16 protein-coding genes are annotated in these 14,783 nt (G+C 33.9%); 11 read left to right on the plus strand and 5 right to left on the minus strand.

All coding sequences use genetic code 11. The features are described 5' to 3' along the window. Nucleotides 1-297 precede the first annotated feature (297 nt). Nucleotides 298-1,842: an L-glutamate gamma-semialdehyde dehydrogenase gene (gene pruA / locus JMUB898_RS02085; RefSeq protein ID WP_037541677.1), complete on the plus strand. Its 1,545-nt coding sequence runs from the start codon at nt 298-300 to the stop codon at nt 1,840-1,842. A gap of 100 nt (nt 1,843-1,942) precedes the next feature. Here pruA and JMUB898_RS02090 read toward each other — a convergent pair whose 3' ends face one another. Beyond that, entirely contained in the window at nt 1,943-2,494 is a 552-nt protein-coding gene (locus JMUB898_RS02090) for a TetR family transcriptional regulator (RefSeq protein ID WP_002444342.1), read from the minus strand. Nucleotides 2,495-2,707: 213 nt separating this feature from the next. Between JMUB898_RS02090 and JMUB898_RS02095 the strand changes: the two genes are divergently transcribed. The 4 genes from JMUB898_RS02095 (at nt 2,708) to JMUB898_RS02110 (ending at nt 5,775) form a co-directional block, all read left to right on the plus strand. Next, the gene (locus JMUB898_RS02095) at nt 2,708-2,935 is read left to right on the plus strand and encodes a FeoA family protein (protein WP_037541676.1); all 228 of its coding nucleotides are present in this window, start codon (nt 2,708-2,710) and stop codon (nt 2,933-2,935) included. A gap of 5 nt (nt 2,936-2,940) precedes the next feature. Continuing rightward, nucleotides 2,941-4,935 (plus strand): ferrous iron transport protein B, encoded by a 1,995-nt coding sequence (gene feoB, locus JMUB898_RS02100; RefSeq protein WP_126514778.1) that lies wholly within the window; start codon nt 2,941-2,943, stop codon nt 4,933-4,935. 12 nt (nt 4,936-4,947) lie between these two features. Beyond that, on the plus strand, nt 4,948-5,121 hold the full coding sequence (locus JMUB898_RS02105; RefSeq protein ID WP_002444339.1) for a FeoB-associated Cys-rich membrane protein: 174 nt from the start codon (nt 4,948-4,950) through the stop codon (nt 5,119-5,121). Between the two features lie 189 nt (nt 5,122-5,310). Then, nucleotides 5,311-5,775 carry a hypothetical protein gene (locus JMUB898_RS02110; protein ID WP_002444337.1) on the plus strand — a complete coding sequence of 155 codons (465 nt, stop codon included), beginning with the start codon at nt 5,311-5,313 and terminating at the stop codon, nt 5,773-5,775. 158 nt (nt 5,776-5,933) lie between these two features. Here JMUB898_RS02110 and JMUB898_RS02115 read toward each other — a convergent pair whose 3' ends face one another. After that, nucleotides 5,934-6,254, minus strand: a complete 321-nt coding sequence (locus tag JMUB898_RS02115; RefSeq protein ID WP_002444336.1) for a YrhK family protein — start codon at nt 6,252-6,254, stop codon at nt 5,934-5,936. A 95-nt stretch (nt 6,255-6,349) separates the two neighbouring features. Between JMUB898_RS02115 and JMUB898_RS02120 the strand changes: the two genes are divergently transcribed. Continuing rightward, nucleotides 6,350-6,868, plus strand: coding sequence for a methylated-DNA--[protein]-cysteine S-methyltransferase (locus JMUB898_RS02120; RefSeq protein WP_002444334.1), 519 nt, complete (start codon nt 6,350-6,352; stop codon nt 6,866-6,868). Between the two features lie 68 nt (nt 6,869-6,936). Here the strand turns inward: JMUB898_RS02120 and JMUB898_RS02125 are convergent, their stop codons facing one another. Further along, nucleotides 6,937-8,103, minus strand: a complete 1,167-nt coding sequence (locus tag JMUB898_RS02125; protein ID WP_037541675.1) for a hydroxymethylglutaryl-CoA synthase — start codon at nt 8,101-8,103, stop codon at nt 6,937-6,939. A 243-nt stretch (nt 8,104-8,346) separates the two neighbouring features. On the opposite strand from JMUB898_RS02125, the gene JMUB898_RS02130 reads away from it, so the two are divergent. Continuing rightward, a complete protein-coding gene (locus tag JMUB898_RS02130; protein ID WP_002444332.1) occupies nt 8,347-9,624 on the plus strand; it encodes a hydroxymethylglutaryl-CoA reductase, degradative in 1,278 nt (425 codons plus the stop codon). Between the two features lie 80 nt (nt 9,625-9,704). On the opposite strand, the gene JMUB898_RS02135 is transcribed toward JMUB898_RS02130, so the two are convergent. Both JMUB898_RS02135 and JMUB898_RS02140 read right to left on the minus strand, forming a co-directional pair. Next, complete coding sequence (locus tag JMUB898_RS02135; RefSeq protein ID WP_037541674.1) at nt 9,705-10,139, minus strand: CHAP domain-containing protein; 435 nt, start codon at nt 10,137-10,139, stop codon at nt 9,705-9,707. 255 nt (nt 10,140-10,394) lie between these two features. Continuing rightward, nucleotides 10,395-10,610 carry a sterile alpha motif-like domain-containing protein gene (locus JMUB898_RS02140; protein WP_037541673.1) on the minus strand — a complete coding sequence of 72 codons (216 nt, stop codon included), beginning with the start codon at nt 10,608-10,610 and terminating at the stop codon, nt 10,395-10,397. A 188-nt stretch (nt 10,611-10,798) separates the two neighbouring features. Between JMUB898_RS02140 and cidR the strand changes: the two genes are divergently transcribed. The 4 genes from cidR (at nt 10,799) to JMUB898_RS02160 (ending at nt 14,767) form a co-directional block, all read left to right on the plus strand. Further along, complete coding sequence (cidR, locus tag JMUB898_RS02145; RefSeq protein ID WP_002444328.1) at nt 10,799-11,680, plus strand: cidABC operon transcriptional activator CidR; 882 nt, start codon at nt 10,799-10,801, stop codon at nt 11,678-11,680. Nucleotides 11,681-11,902: 222 nt separating this feature from the next. Then, nucleotides 11,903-12,295 carry a CidA/LrgA family protein gene (locus JMUB898_RS02150; protein ID WP_037541672.1) on the plus strand — a complete coding sequence of 131 codons (393 nt, stop codon included), beginning with the start codon at nt 11,903-11,905 and terminating at the stop codon, nt 12,293-12,295. After that, a complete protein-coding gene (locus JMUB898_RS02155) occupies nt 12,292-12,981 on the plus strand; it encodes an LrgB family protein (protein WP_002444324.1) in 690 nt (229 codons plus the stop codon). The genes JMUB898_RS02150 and JMUB898_RS02155 overlap by 4 nt, the downstream gene beginning before the upstream one ends. A 46-nt stretch (nt 12,982-13,027) precedes the next feature. Beyond that, the gene (locus tag JMUB898_RS02160; RefSeq protein WP_002444321.1) at nt 13,028-14,767 is read left to right on the plus strand and encodes a pyruvate oxidase; all 1,740 of its coding nucleotides are present in this window, start codon (nt 13,028-13,030) and stop codon (nt 14,765-14,767) included. The last annotated feature ends 16 nt before the right edge of the window (nt 14,768-14,783 follow it).

Raw genomic sequence — 14,783 nt, forward strand, 5'->3', positions numbered from 1 at the left:
TTTGTTTTATAAAATACTGGCCCAGTCATTAATTGTATATAATAATCTTCTTGTTTTCAACAACATTTTTTAATATAAAAAGAATTAAATATATATACGATAATCATATTATTGACTATGATAAATCATTTGCTGTCAACTTATTTTCAAGACTTTTCTGATAATATAAATGTAAGCGATTGCAAAATCATGTTGTTACATAGTAGAATGAAATAAATGATATGAACTATCATTTAAATGTATGTCAATGTTTTGTGATTTTTAAATAAATTTAAAATACATAGGGGGTAAATGAGAATGGTAGTACCTTTCAAAAATGAACCTGGGATTGATTTTTCAGTTCAAGACAATGTAGATCGTTTTAATGAAGAATTGAAAAAGGTAAAAGGCCAACTTGGTCAAGATATTCCTTTAGTCATTAATGGAGAGAAAATTGATAAAAGCGACAAATTTGAGTCTTTAAACCCTGCAGATACATCTCAATTGGTTGCAAAAGTCTCTAAAGCTACAAAAGATGATGTGGAAAATGCATTTAAAGCAGCTAATGAAGCTTATCAATCATGGAAGAAATGGTCGCATAAAGATCGTGCTGAATTATTATTACGTGTAGCAGCGATTATCCGTCGTCGCAAAGAAGAAATTTCAGCTGTTATGGTTTATGAAGCAGGTAAGCCATGGGATGAAGCGGTTGGTGATGCTGCTGAAGGTATCGACTTCATCGAATACTATGCACGTTCAATGATGGATTTAGCAGATGGTAAACCTGTATTAGATCGTGAAGGGGAACATAACAAATATTTCTATAAACCAATTGGTACAGGCGTTACAATCCCACCTTGGAACTTTCCATTTGCAATTATGGCTGGTACAACTTTAGCTCCTGTAGTTGCAGGTAATACAGTATTACTTAAACCTGCTGAAGACACTGTATTAACAGCATATAAATTAATCGAAATATTAGAAGAAGCTGGTCTACCTAAGGGCGTTGTCAACTTTGTCCCTGGTGATCCTAAAGACATTGGTGACTACTTAGTAGACCATAAAGACACACACTTTGTTACATTTACAGGTTCTCGTGCCACAGGTACACGTATATATGAACGTAGTTCAGTAGTTCAAGAAGGTCAACACTTCTTGAAACGTGTCATTGCTGAAATGGGTGGTAAAGATGCCATCGTTGTTGATGAGAACATAGATACAGATTTAGCTGCTGAAGCGATTGTAACTTCTGCATTTGGCTTCTCAGGACAAAAATGTTCAGCATGTTCACGCGCCATTGTTCATAAAGATGTACATGATGAAGTCCTTAAAAAAGCAGTTCAACTTACAAAAGAACTCACTCTAGGTAATACTGAAAATAACACATTCATGGGACCAGTCATTAACCAAAAGCAATTCGACAAAATTAAAAATTATATCGAAATTGGTAAAGATGAAGGCCAATTAGAACAAGGTGGGGGCACTGATGATTCAACAGGTTACTTCATTGAACCAACTATCTTCTCAGGTCTTAAATCTTCTGACCGTATCATGCAAGAAGAAATCTTCGGACCAGTTGTTGGATTTATTAAAGTAGATAATTTCGATGAAGCCATCGATGTAGCGAATGACACAGAATATGGCTTAACTGGTGCTGTGATTACTAATAACCGTGAACATTGGATTAAAGCTGTGAATGAATATGATGTAGGTAACTTATATCTCAACCGTGGTTGTACTGCTGCAGTTGTTGGTTACCATCCATTTGGTGGCTTTAAAATGTCTGGTACAGATGCGAAAACAGGTAGCCCTGACTACTTATTAAACTTCTTAGAACAAAAAGTTGTTTCTGAAATGTTCTAAATAAAATCAATTTAGCCGTCATGATGAAGGTGAAACGCGTATACTTACGTGCTTCTCTTCAAATGACGGCTATTTTATATCACTTTTAATTGTAGATGGCTTACTCAGAAATGCTTAGATTAATCGCTTTATGAAAGACGGCGTCAATTTCTGAAGCTGGCCAATCAATATCTTCTTGTTTGATCCACTCCATAAATCCATCTAATGTCGAACCATAAATGTAAAAGACAAGATTTTCTGGGATTGCAGTATCGACCGAAATACGATGTATATTTTCTTTAATATCTGCCTTCATAATGTCTACACAAAATTCTCTAAATATTTTAGCGAATGAAACATCATCTTTTTGAACCTTCTCTATTCTTTCTAATTCTTCTTTATTCGTAAAGGTAGCTTCAATCGTTTGGAACGGATTATTTAAACGTTCTTTTAAATCTGTTGAAAAGTAGTCTTTAGTGAGTAATTTAAATAAATAGACTAATAAATCATATTTATCATAAAAATGTTTATAAAATGTTGTGCGATGAACCATCGCATGATTACATATCTGGTTAACTGAAATTACTTCAAAACTTCGTTTTTCTAGTAGTTCATAAAGACTTGTTGATAAAGCTTTTTTAGTTTTAATTACTCTTAAGTCATTTTCATTCATAACATAACCTCACATTAAAAATCTACACTGTATAGTTAGACTATAGCGATGATAATTTTATAACGCAACGATAATGATTAAAATAGTCGAATTTTACATATTTTCACCAAATCGACACATTTAACTTTTTGTAGATATTGTAAAAAATCACGTAGAGGCATATTCTTTTCTTAATGATAATGATTCTTAATTAGAGATAAAAAGGTGAGTATGATGTTGAATGTAAAGAATGGATTAAAAGACAAAAAATATAGAATCAAGCATATAGGAATTACAAATAAAAAAATGCTATATCGGTTAGGTGCTATGGGTGTAACTAAAGGTAGCGAAATCAGTATTAAGCAACAATGTTTGTTAAATGGACCAAGTATCGTGGAAATAAATGGGCAATATCTCAGTATAAGACAATCTGATGCACGCCTTATTGCATTGGAGGACTAATTTCGATGAGTGAGACTTTCTGTATATTAGGTAATCCAAATGTAGGTAAAACCTCTTTATTCAATGCTTTAACCGGTTCGTACGAATACGTAGGAAATTGGAGTGGGGTAACAGTAGAAAAAAAGATTGGTAAATTGAAAGGGAGTTTAGGTAGTTTAATTGATTTACCAGGTATTTATGACTTGTCACCGATCTCCAAAGATGAAACAGTTGTCACTGATTATTTATTGACGACAAATTTCACAGGCGCAATCAATATTATTGACGCTAGTCAACTTAAGAGAAATATGCAACTCACTATTCAACTAATGGAATTAAATGTGCCATTAATTATTGGATTAAATATGGTCGATGTAGCGACACAAAGAGGTATCAAGATTCAATTTGATCAATTAATGAAAAGGTTAAAAATACCTATGTTCCCAATCGTGGCTAGAAAATCTAAAGGGACTAATGACATATTACATGAGTTAGAGTTTTTAAAGCCCGATGACAGACAAGTATTTAAAATTGATTATGGTAAAGAAATTGAAGATGCAATTGAACGCATGAGTTTAATTATAAAAACAAATTCAAACTTTCCAAAAGAACGCATTCGTTTTATAGCAATACAATATTTACTCGATAACGTACAAATTTCTCAAAAATTAAGTGATGCAATTTTAGAACAAATCGCGCCCATTAAACAAGAATTAAACCATCAATCAGATTTATATGCTCGTGAACAAATTGAAAAGATACGCAATAACTATATCAATGAAATATTAGAAGGTGCAGTTGAATATCCTGAAGAAGAAAAACAATTCCTCACTGCCACTATAGATAAACTTCTTATTAACAAGTACTTAGGGATCCCTATTTTTCTAGGTATTATGTGGCTTATTTTTCAAACGACATTCACATGGATAGGCACCCCATTATCTGACCAGATGGATAGCTTCATTGGAGGGCCATTTACAGATTGGGTAAAGTTACTCATGAATGATTTGCACGTTTTGCCATTTCTTCAAGATTTAATTACGGACGGCATCATCGCTGGCGTAGGTTCAGTACTTGTCTTTGTGCCTCAAATCGTCGTGCTGTTCTTCTTTATTTCTTTATTAGAAGATTCGGGTTATATGGCAAGGATTGCCGTCTTAATGGATAGAACAATGGAAACCATTGGACTCAGTGGTAAATCATTTATTCCAATGATTATAGGATTTGGGTGTAATGTGCCAAGTATTATGGCTGCACGCAGTATTGAAAATGAAAAAGAACGTTTGATTACGATACTCATCGCACCTTTCATGTCTTGTTCAGCGCGTTTACCTGTCTATGCTTTATTTGTGGGCGTATTCTTTAAAGCTTATCAATCTCTAGTAGTGCTAAGTCTATATTTATTAGGGATTTTAGTCGCGTTGATTGTCAGCACGATTTTAAATCGCTGTATTTTAAAAAATTCAGATTCGATTTTTATCGTTGAGCTACCTACTTATCGCGTGCCATCCTTTAAAACACTCTGGAGAAGTACTTGGGAAAAGGCTAAAGGATTCGTAAGAAAAGCTGGTACATTTATTTTTGGTGGTTCAGTAGTAATTTGGGCTTTGACTTACATCGGCCCTCATGGCGTGAATGTGAAAATAAACCAAAGTTTCATACACATTTTAGGAGAGGCAGTGTCACCAATTATTGCACCACTAGGTTTTGGTACATGGCAAGCTGGTGCAACATTAATTCCTGGATTTTTAGCTAAAGAAGTGATTATTAGTTCTATGGCAATTCTCTATTCATCCAGTGAAGATGGTTTGGTTCATGTTATCCAACAGCAATTCACACCATTATCTGCATATGCCTTTATGATATTCATATTACTCTATGTACCATGTATCTCTACAGTCGAAACGATTCGTAAAGAAACGTGTTCATGGAAATGGACATTATTCGCACTCATTTATCCGATTATTACTGCATATGGATTAACGCTAGCATTTTATCAAATAAGTAAATTATTTATATAAGGAAGTGATAATATGTACATCGCTATTAATATAATCATTTGTTTAGCGATATTTGGTTATACAATCATGTCGCTTTATAAGTTCTTTAAACGTTCTAAGTCAGGGCAATGTGGCGGTTGTAAGACAGGTTGCCAGTGTGACCATCCCGCCTCAGACAAAGTAAACCCAACACATTCTAAAATTTAAAGCTATTCATATAAACTTCTTCGTTTTCGAGTACGGCTCGTTAATGAAGAAGTTTTTATTATTAAGAAAAAGTTGAGTAATTATTAATTTACAAAAATAATGATTAATAATTTTAAAAAGTGATATATTATATGTAACTATAAATAGTAGTATTTAATTATTTTGCAGTAAACATGGAGGATTTGACTTATGAAAGGTAGCAAGAAGCTTGATAACTTATTAGAAGATAATAAGAAAAAATTAAAGAAATTATTTAAGTATGATAAGAAAGAAGCGTTATCATTCACGAAAGAAGATAGAGAAAAAGTCAAAGATAAGTTTGGGGTCTATGTTATTTTTGATCAAAAGAAACCAGTATTTGTAGGGCAAACAGGTGGTTACTCAACAACATATAAGCCTATTTCTAAAGATTTATATACTAAGTTAGGTCAATATAATTCACAGTCTGATAGTGGTACGACGAAATTTAGAAAAGGATTTGCGCAAAGCAACAATCTAGATACTTCTGATTTAAAAAGTATCACTGCAGAAGAACATAGTTTAACGTTCCAATACATTAAGGTGAAAGATGAACCAACTTTTATTAATATTTTAGAACTTTTAGCTTTAGAATATGCGAAAGACAAAGGTTATCAGCTGTATAATTTTGAATAAGTAAACAAAAAGATACAGATGCAGGTAACAACACGTAATCTTTAATCATTCATTGAAGTATCAATATAAAATACGCTCTAAGAGAGCGGGACAGTAGTAATAAATGATGTCCCAATCTCTTAGAGCTATTATTTTAGAATTTATGACTAGGTTGCGTCTTAAAGTTTAGATTGATGTTGTAATTCTTCTTGATATTTACGTTTATAAAATTTAGATAACTTGAGATCGTGAATAAATGAAATAACTGGTCGTGCTGTCATCTGCAGACTGCCTATGACAAAGAGTATAGTGCCAGCAACCATTGTTTGGTCACTAAAGAAGAAAAAGCTTCCCACTAGAAAGATTAAACCTAATACAATATCATTAATTTGATATAAAGCTTTGTAGAAAGTGGTAATTTGATTGGCACGATTTTGACTTTCAGAACTTAAATTATTTTTATTAAAATGAAGATCAACATCGTTTTTATGATGAATCATAGATATTCCCCCACATTATTTGATGTGTAAAGCATTCCCATTTCCATTTCTACTTAAACTCAACGCGTATGAGATAAATAAAAGGAGTTGTTACAATGCAATATCAAACGACATATCAATCACCACTAGGCCAATTACAGTTAATTAGCGATGGTACTTCGCTGACTCATCTTTTATATCCACATCAATATGAAAAAAATATTGATATGAAAGATGATTTACCTATTTTCACTAGCGCTAAACGATGGTTAGATCATTATTTTAATGGTGACGATCCAATGATAGATTTTCAATTATTGCCACAGGGAAGTAATTTTCAACAAGAGGTTTGGAATGAATTAACGACAATTAAGTATGGAGATTTAAAAACATATGGAGATATTGCGAAAATAGTAGGTCGGAAATTAAATAAACCAAAGATGTCAGCGCAAGCCGTTGGAGGTGCAGTAGGAAGCAACCCTATTTCAATCATCATACCGTGTCATCGTGTTGTTGGGAAAGATGGTAGTTTAACAGGTTATGGAGGCACAATTGATAACAAAATTAAATTGTTAGAAATTGAAAATGTCGATATGACAAAACTTTATCGTCCTAAACATAGTACAAAACCATAAGATAATAGAAAGGGAGTAGGATAGCGAAATCAATTTCGCTGGCCTACTCCCTTGCACTTTATTATTTTTTATTCTGGAATATGATATTCACGGATATCTTCTTGAATGTCTTTTAAGTAATAAATATCTTTGTCTTCATTAGATTGTTCAATCTCATGGTTAAAGTCTAAGTCGTCAAAACGTTTAAAGAATGATTCATATTCTTCAACAGATACTTCTGTACGATTGTTTAATAATGATTTATGACCTTCGATATCTAAATGTTTGTCGAAGCCATCAACAAGTGTTGCACTGAAGAATTCGCCTACAGAACCGGAACCATAACTAAATAATCCGATTGTTTGATCGCCTTTAAGGTCACGTGTCTCTAGTAATGAAATTAAGCTTAAGTATAATGATCCAGTATAAATATTACCGACGTAGCGATTATAATACACTGCATCTTCATAACCTGATTTCAAACGTTCTTGAGTCGTTTCATCAGCATTATCAATAATCGAATCTAATGCTTTTTTGCCCATTTTAGTAAATGGAACATGGAAACAAAGTGATTCAAAGTCAGATAATGATTTTCCTTGGCGACGTGCGTATTCATTCCAGCTTTCTTGGAAAGATTTGATATAAGCATCTTTAGACAATGCTCCGGCAACTAGTGGGTATTTATGCCCAGTTGGTCTCCAGAAATCATATACATCTTCAGTGTATGCAACAGCGTCATCGTTTAATTTTAAAATACTTGGTTCATGTGAAATCATCATTGCTACAGCGCCGGCACCTTGTGTAGGTTCACCGCCAGAGTTAATACCATAACGTGCAGTGTCACTTGCGATGACTAATACCTTTTCATTAGGACGTTGTGCGAGGTAATCTTTAGCAAGTTGTATAGCTGGTGTTGCGGCATAACATGCTTCTTTCATTTCAAAACAACGCGCGAAGGGTTGGATACCTAACAAATGATGTATCTGAACGGCAGCTGCCTTTGCATTATCGATAGCAGATTCAGTTGCGACGATAACCATTCCAATATTCTTTTTATCTTCGTCTGTTATAATATCCTTAGCAGCATTTGCTCCCATAGATACTATATCTTGGTTTACTGGGCTTACGGCCATCTCTGTTTGACCGATTCCAATGAGAAATTTATTTGGATCAACTTGGCGTGCTTCGGCGAGTTTTGCCATGTCTACATAATACTTTGGTACGTAAAAGTTTATTCTATCGATACCTATGTTCATAAGGCGAATCATCCTTTCATTTTTAAAAGTAGCATTAGTATCATATCAGAACGATACATTATTATACAATGAAATATAACAGAATAATTCATCAAAGTATAACAGAAATGTAAGCGTTTTACACGATAATTTGCTACCATGTAATCAATCGCATATGCGAAGTTTTAGAATCTTTAATTTTCAGGAAAATAATTATTAACAAGTTTAAAATAAATAGATAGACATATATAAAGGAGTATACTCATGAAAAGTTTAGAAAAGGGATTTAGACATTTATCGCGAGAAGACAAATTAAAACAATTAGTCGAATATGGTTGGCTTCATACTGATAATTATGAATCATTACTCAATCAACCACTTATAAATGAAGAAGTTGCGAACAGTTTAATAGAGAATGTCATTGGACAAGGCGCTTTACCAGTAGGACTATTACCGAAGATAGTGGTGGATGATAAAGAATATGTAGTGCCAATGATGGTAGAAGAACCTTCAGTCGTGGCAGCTGCGAGTTACGGGGCAAAATTAGTGAATCAAAGTGGAGGATTCAAAACGATTTCTAGTCAACGTCTAATGATAGGACAAATCGTCTTTGATGGTGTGGAAGATACTGAACAATTATCTTCAGATATTGAGCGTCTTGAGTCTCAAATTCATCAAATTGCTGATGAGGCATATCCATCTATCAAAGAACGTGGTGGCGGTTATCAACGTATCGAAATTGATACATTTCCAGAACAAAATTTATTGTCACTGAAAGTATTCGTGGATACGAAGGACGCGATGGGTGCCAATATGTTAAATACGATTCTTGAAGCTATTACAGCACACCTTAAAAATGAATTCCCAGACAAAGAGGTATTAATGAGCATCTTATCAAATCACGCGACAGCTTCCGTTGTAAAAGTGCAAGGTGAAATAGATGTTAAAGACTTAAATAGAGGAGAGAGAAGTGGCGAAGACGTAGCTTATCGAATGGAACGTGCATCGGTACTAGCACAAGTTGATATTCATCGTGCTGCTACTCACAATAAAGGAGTAATGAACGGTATTCATGCAGTAGTTCTAGCCACAGGTAACGATACTAGAGGCGCAGAAGCCAGTGCACACGCCTACGCAAGTCGTGATGGACACTACAGAGGTATCGCAACATGGGAATATGATAAAGACCGTGGCAAATTGATTGGTACGATTGAAGTGCCAATGACATTAGCAATTGTTGGCGGTGGAACAAAAGTATTGCCAATTGCTAAAGCTTCTCTTGATTTATTAAATGTGGAAACAGCTCAAGAATTAGGGCATGTTGTAGCTGCAGTGGGATTAGCCCAAAACTTCTCTGCATGTAGAGCGCTTGTTTCAGAAGGCATTCAACAAGGACATATGAGCCTACAATACAAATCCTTAGCCATTGTAGTTGGTGCCGAAGGGGAAGAAATTGCAAAAGTTGCAGAGGCATTAAAACAGGAACCTCGCGCCAATACAGCTAAAGCTAAAGAAATTTTAGAAAATATACGCCAATCATAATTAAAAAGCCATCAAACGGGTATGTTCTCCATATGTAATCATAAATATGGATAGATACTTGTTTGATGGCTTTATACATATTAATAAATGTAATTGTAGTGGCGTGCGGATGATTTACTGATAATACGTGTGCCATAACCTAAAGGCACGTTATAGTTATATTCCGAAATTTTGATGCTACCACTTTTATATACTCTTTCAACGACAGCAACATGGCCATAATAACCTGCAGTTGATTGCATCACAGCATATTTTCTTGGTTTGTGACCTGTTGAATAACCTGATCGACGTGCATTATAGTACCAGTTTTTAGCATTTCCCCATCTGTTAGAAACAGGTTTTCCTAATTGTACACGACGTTTATAGGCCCACCAAGTACATTGGTGTTTGTTGTAATAATTATATGAAGCAGCGTGAGATACGTGCGTTTGTTCCATTGTTTGATATGTCAAAGTTCCAGTGAACATTATTCCAGTAGCGATAATAATACGTGATAATAATTTTTTAAGTTTCATTTCTTCTCCCCAAAAAATGTATTTATTTATTAACCTCACTCATAATAATATTTAAAAATACGTAATACAATATAAGAAACGAATTATACAAGTAAATGTAATCCTCATGAAATATTGTGGCAGATTTTGTAATAAAGTTAATATTGTATGCAATTTATAATAGAAAAAGGCGCCCATAGGAGGACGCCATGCGAGATGATAAACCCCATGTATTTTTGTATATGATAAATGTTAAAAGCATTGTTCCAACATCAATTATATACCGGTGAATTGGTTGAAAACAGCAAGTGCACGTTTGATACTCGTCACTGGTATGTTTTCAGGACATGGATTATTTCGAAAATATGTCAATATTTCACTATGGCTCTTCACTTCTTTAGGAAAATTGATATCTTGATTAATCCAATCAACCAATTCACCTAATGGTGTGTCATCACCAAGGAAATTTTGCATAAATTCGTAAAAGCTCAATTCCTCACCTCAAAAAATGTAATCTGAGCCAAAAACGATTATAACATATTTTCATTTGTTAAAAATACTTACTAAATAAGAATGATTATACTGAATTGTATTCAAAAAAATTTTAATCACTAGAAAGGTCAATCTTATTGTATAATTAATTGTAGTTAATATTTATTTTTATAAAAGAGGGGATATGCTTGGATATTAAACATATGAAGTACTTTGTTGAAGTCGTCAAACAAGGTGGAATGACAAACGCTTCTAAATCACTATACATCGCACAGCCTACCATTAGTAAGGCGATTAAGGATATTGAAGCGGAAATGGCTGTCCCTTTATTCGATAGAAGTAAGAGAAATTTAGTCCTTACAGATGCAGGAAAGATTTTCTTCAATAAGTGTAAGGAAATTATCGCCTTATATGATAATTTACCTACTGAGATTAATAGCATGTTTGGTTTAGAATCAGGACATATTAATATTAGTATGTCAGCAGTCATGAGTATGCGTAAATTTATAGGTATATTAGGGGAATTTCACCAATTGTATCCGAATATTACATATAATCTCATTGAAAGTGGAGGGAAAACTACAGAGCACCTCATCTTAAACGATGAAGTTGATATCGGTGTTACGACTTTGCCAGTTGACCATCATTTATTCGAATCTATTTCACTTAATAAAGAAGATTTAAGAGTGGTGTTACACAGAGAACATCCGTTAGCACACAAATCTTCTATTAATATGGAAGAGTTAGCAGAAGAAAATTTTATATTATTTAATGAAGATTTTTATTTGAATGATAAAATTATTGAAAATGCTAAAAATGCTGGGTTTGTTCCCAACATGGCGTCTCAAATATCTCAATGGAACGTAATAGAAAATCTCATTATAAATAAATTAGGTATTACCATTTTACCAGCAACGATTTCTGAATTACTTAATGATGACGTAAAAATGATTAAATTAGAAAATGCTAATACAGATTGGGAACTTGGCGTTGTGTGGAAGAAAGATAAACGTTTAAGTCATGCAACGAATAAATGGATAGAATTTTTAAAGGAAAACTTAACAGAATAAATTGAATCACTTCATTATGAGATTAAGAAAAACTGTCGATAGTGTACATCATTATTCGACAGTTTTTTTATCGGATTGTGCAAACGGTTTCATAGATTAGAGGAATAGAAAACATTCTGAATAGATATTTTCACTATAGAATCGCGAGCATTATAATAGATAGTAACACTGAAAAAAGTTAGTAACAATTTAGACACAATTTGATAGAAAGGGATGTTGATGATGGAGAGGGCTCGATTTTTGGTTAAATTAATACTTCAACTTGCACTCATCTTACTCATTACTTTTATAGGTACAGAAGTGCAGAAACTATTACACATCCCACTTGCAGGTAGTATCGTTGGTTTAATATTGTTCTTCTTTCTTTTACAGTTTAAGATTATTCCAGAAAGTTGGATTGATGTAGGGGCTAATTTCTTACTCAAGACAATGGTATTTTTCTTTATCCCATCAGTAGTAGGGATTATGGATGTTGCTTCTAATATTACATTGAATTACGTATTGTTCTTCATCGTTATTATTATTGGCACATGCTTAGTCGCTTTATCTTCAGGTTTCATTGCTGAAAAAATGGTAGGAAAAGACAAAATAACAAAAGGGACAGATCAGTCATGAATGATTACTTACAAGCCGTTCTCATGATATTATTAACAGTCGTTTTGTACTATGGTTCGAAGAGACTTCAAGATAAATATAAAAATCCATTTCTAAATCCCGCACTGATAGCTTCAATAGGGATAATAGTTGTATTATTGGTTTTTGGAGTGAGTTATAAAGGGTATATGAAAGGTGGTAATTGGATTAACCACGTTTTAAACGCTACAGTCGTTTGTCTTGCTTATCCGTTATACGAAAATAGACAGAAAATAAAGCAATATATATCTGTTATATTTGCAAGCGTGTTGACTGGTGTACTGCTCAATTTTGTGTTAGTATTTACAACGTTGAAAATCTTTGGTTATTCTAAGGACACGATTGTCACCCTATTACCAAGATCAATCACTGCTGCAGTTGGTATCGAAGTATCCCATGAATTGGGAGGCACAGATACGATGACTGTACTCTTTATTATAACTACAGGTTTAATCGGCAGTATTTTAGGTTCAATGTTATTGCGTATGGGAGGTTTTAAGTCCTCTATAGCCAGAGGATTAACTTATGGGAATGCTTCTCACGCCTTCGGTACAGCAAAGGCATTGGAATTAGATATAGAATCAGGAGCATTTAGTTCTATTGGTATGATTCTTACGGCTGTCATTAGCTCAGTCTTAATACCAATACTGATTTTAATGTTTTACTAAAGGGAAAGATGTACTCATATATTAGAAAGGGAGGCTATTTGTAAAAATGGCAAAAATTAAAGCAAACGAAGCATTAGTTAAAGCGTTACAAGCTTGGGACATCGACCATTTATATGGTATTCCAGGTGACTCAATCGACGCAGTAGTTGATAGTTTACGTACGGTAAGAGATCAATTTAAATTCTACCATGTACGTCACGAAGAAGTAGCAAGTTTAGCAGCTGCTAGTTACACTAAAATGACAGGTAAAATCGGTGTAGCATTAAGTATCGGTGGACCTGGTTTAGTTCACTTATTAAATGGTATGTATGATGCTAAAATGGATAACGTTCCTCAATTAATTTTATCTGGTCAAACAAACAGTACTTTATTAGGAACTAAAGCATTCCAAGAAACAAATCTTTCTAAATTATGTGAAGATGTTTCAGTATACAATCACCAAATTCAAAAAGGTGACAACGTATTCGAAATCATTAACGAAGCAATCCGCACTGCATATGAGAAAAAAGGTGTAGCAGTAGTTATTTGTCCAAATGACTTATTAACTCAAAAAATTAAAGACACAACTAACAGAGCGGTTGATACAACTAAACCAAAACCTGTATCACCAAAATTCAAGAGCATCAAAAAAGCTGCGAAATTAATCGATAAAGCTAAAAAACCAGTAATGATTATTGGTGTTGGTACACAACATGCTAAAGACGAATTACGTGAATTTGTTGAAGCAGCAAAAATTCCAGTAATTCACACACTACCAGCTAAAACAATCTTACCTGATGACCATCCATACAGCATTGGTAACTTAGGTAAAATTGGTACAAAAACATCTTATCAAACAATTCAAGATGCTGACTTATTAATCATGGCTGGTACAAACTACCCTTACGTAGATTACCTACCTAAGAAAAATATTAAAGCAATCCAAATTGATACAAACGAAGCTAATTTAGGTCACCGTTTCAATATCAATGTTGGTATCTTAGGCGACAGTAAAGTTGCTTTCCATCAACTAACTGAAAATATTAAACACGTAGCTAAACGTGCTTTCTTAGATAAAACATTAGAACGTAAAGCAGTTTGGGATAAATGGATGGAACAAGATAAAAACAATAATAAATCACCATTACGTCCAGAACGCTTAATGAAAGCAATCAATGCTAACTTAAAAGACGATGCAATCATCTCAGCAGATGTTGGTACTGCAACAGTTTGGTCAACACGTTACCTAAACTTATCAGTAAACAATAAATTCATCATCTCAAGTTGGTTAGGTACAATGGGTTGCGGTCTTCCAGGTGCTATGGCAGCTAAAATTGCATACCCTAACCGTCAAGCTGTAGCTATTGCTGGTGACGGTGCATTCCAAATGGTAATGCAAGACTTCGCAACTGCAGTACAATATGATTTACCAATGACTATTTTCGTATTAAACAATAAACAATTATCATTCATTAAATATGAACAACAAGCTGCTGGTGAATTAGAATATGCGATTGATTTCTCTGATATGGATCACGCTAAATTCGCTGAAGCTGCTGGTGGTAAAGGTTATGTTGTTAGAGACGCTAGCCGTCTAGACGATATCGTAGAAGAAGCTATGGCTCAAGACGTTCCAACTATCGTTGACGTTCACGTTGATCCTAACGCTGCGCCATTACCAGGTAAAATCGTTAACGAAGAAGCGCTTGGTTACGGTAGATGGGCTTACAGATCAATCACTGAAGATAAAAACTTAGACTTCGATCAAATCCCACCAATCTCTGTAGCAGCTAAACGTTTCTTATAATAGTTGCTTCTTAAAG

The organism is Staphylococcus caprae (assembly GCF_003966625.1).
Classification (GTDB): domain Bacteria; phylum Bacillota; class Bacilli; order Staphylococcales; family Staphylococcaceae; genus Staphylococcus; species Staphylococcus caprae.

Excerpts from the sequence above, each read along its gene's own strand:
- pruA (WP_037541677.1), top strand. The coding sequence starts at position 298 with ATGGTAGTACCTTTCAAAAATGAACCTGGGATTGATTTTTCAGTTCAA.
- JMUB898_RS02090 (WP_002444342.1), bottom strand. The coding sequence starts at position 2,494 with ATGAATGAAAATGACTTAAGAGTAATTAAAACTAAAAAAGCTTTATCA.
- JMUB898_RS02095 (WP_037541676.1), top strand. The coding sequence starts at position 2,708 with ATGTTGAATGTAAAGAATGGATTAAAAGACAAAAAATATAGAATCAAG.
- feoB (WP_126514778.1), top strand. The coding sequence starts at position 2,941 with ATGAGTGAGACTTTCTGTATATTAGGTAATCCAAATGTAGGTAAAACC.
- JMUB898_RS02105 (WP_002444339.1), top strand. The coding sequence starts at position 4,948 with ATGTACATCGCTATTAATATAATCATTTGTTTAGCGATATTTGGTTAT.
- JMUB898_RS02110 (WP_002444337.1), top strand. The coding sequence starts at position 5,311 with ATGAAAGGTAGCAAGAAGCTTGATAACTTATTAGAAGATAATAAGAAA.
- JMUB898_RS02115 (WP_002444336.1), bottom strand. The coding sequence starts at position 6,254 with ATGATTCATCATAAAAACGATGTTGATCTTCATTTTAATAAAAATAAT.
- JMUB898_RS02120 (WP_002444334.1), top strand. The coding sequence starts at position 6,350 with ATGCAATATCAAACGACATATCAATCACCACTAGGCCAATTACAGTTA.
- JMUB898_RS02125 (WP_037541675.1), bottom strand. The coding sequence starts at position 8,103 with ATGAACATAGGTATCGATAGAATAAACTTTTACGTACCAAAGTATTAT.
- JMUB898_RS02130 (WP_002444332.1), top strand. The coding sequence starts at position 8,347 with ATGAAAAGTTTAGAAAAGGGATTTAGACATTTATCGCGAGAAGACAAA.
- JMUB898_RS02135 (WP_037541674.1), bottom strand. The coding sequence starts at position 10,139 with ATGAAACTTAAAAAATTATTATCACGTATTATTATCGCTACTGGAATA.
- JMUB898_RS02150 (WP_037541672.1), top strand. The coding sequence starts at position 11,903 with ATGGAGAGGGCTCGATTTTTGGTTAAATTAATACTTCAACTTGCACTC.
- JMUB898_RS02155 (WP_002444324.1), top strand. The coding sequence starts at position 12,292 with ATGAATGATTACTTACAAGCCGTTCTCATGATATTATTAACAGTCGTT.
- JMUB898_RS02160 (WP_002444321.1), top strand. The coding sequence starts at position 13,028 with ATGGCAAAAATTAAAGCAAACGAAGCATTAGTTAAAGCGTTACAAGCT.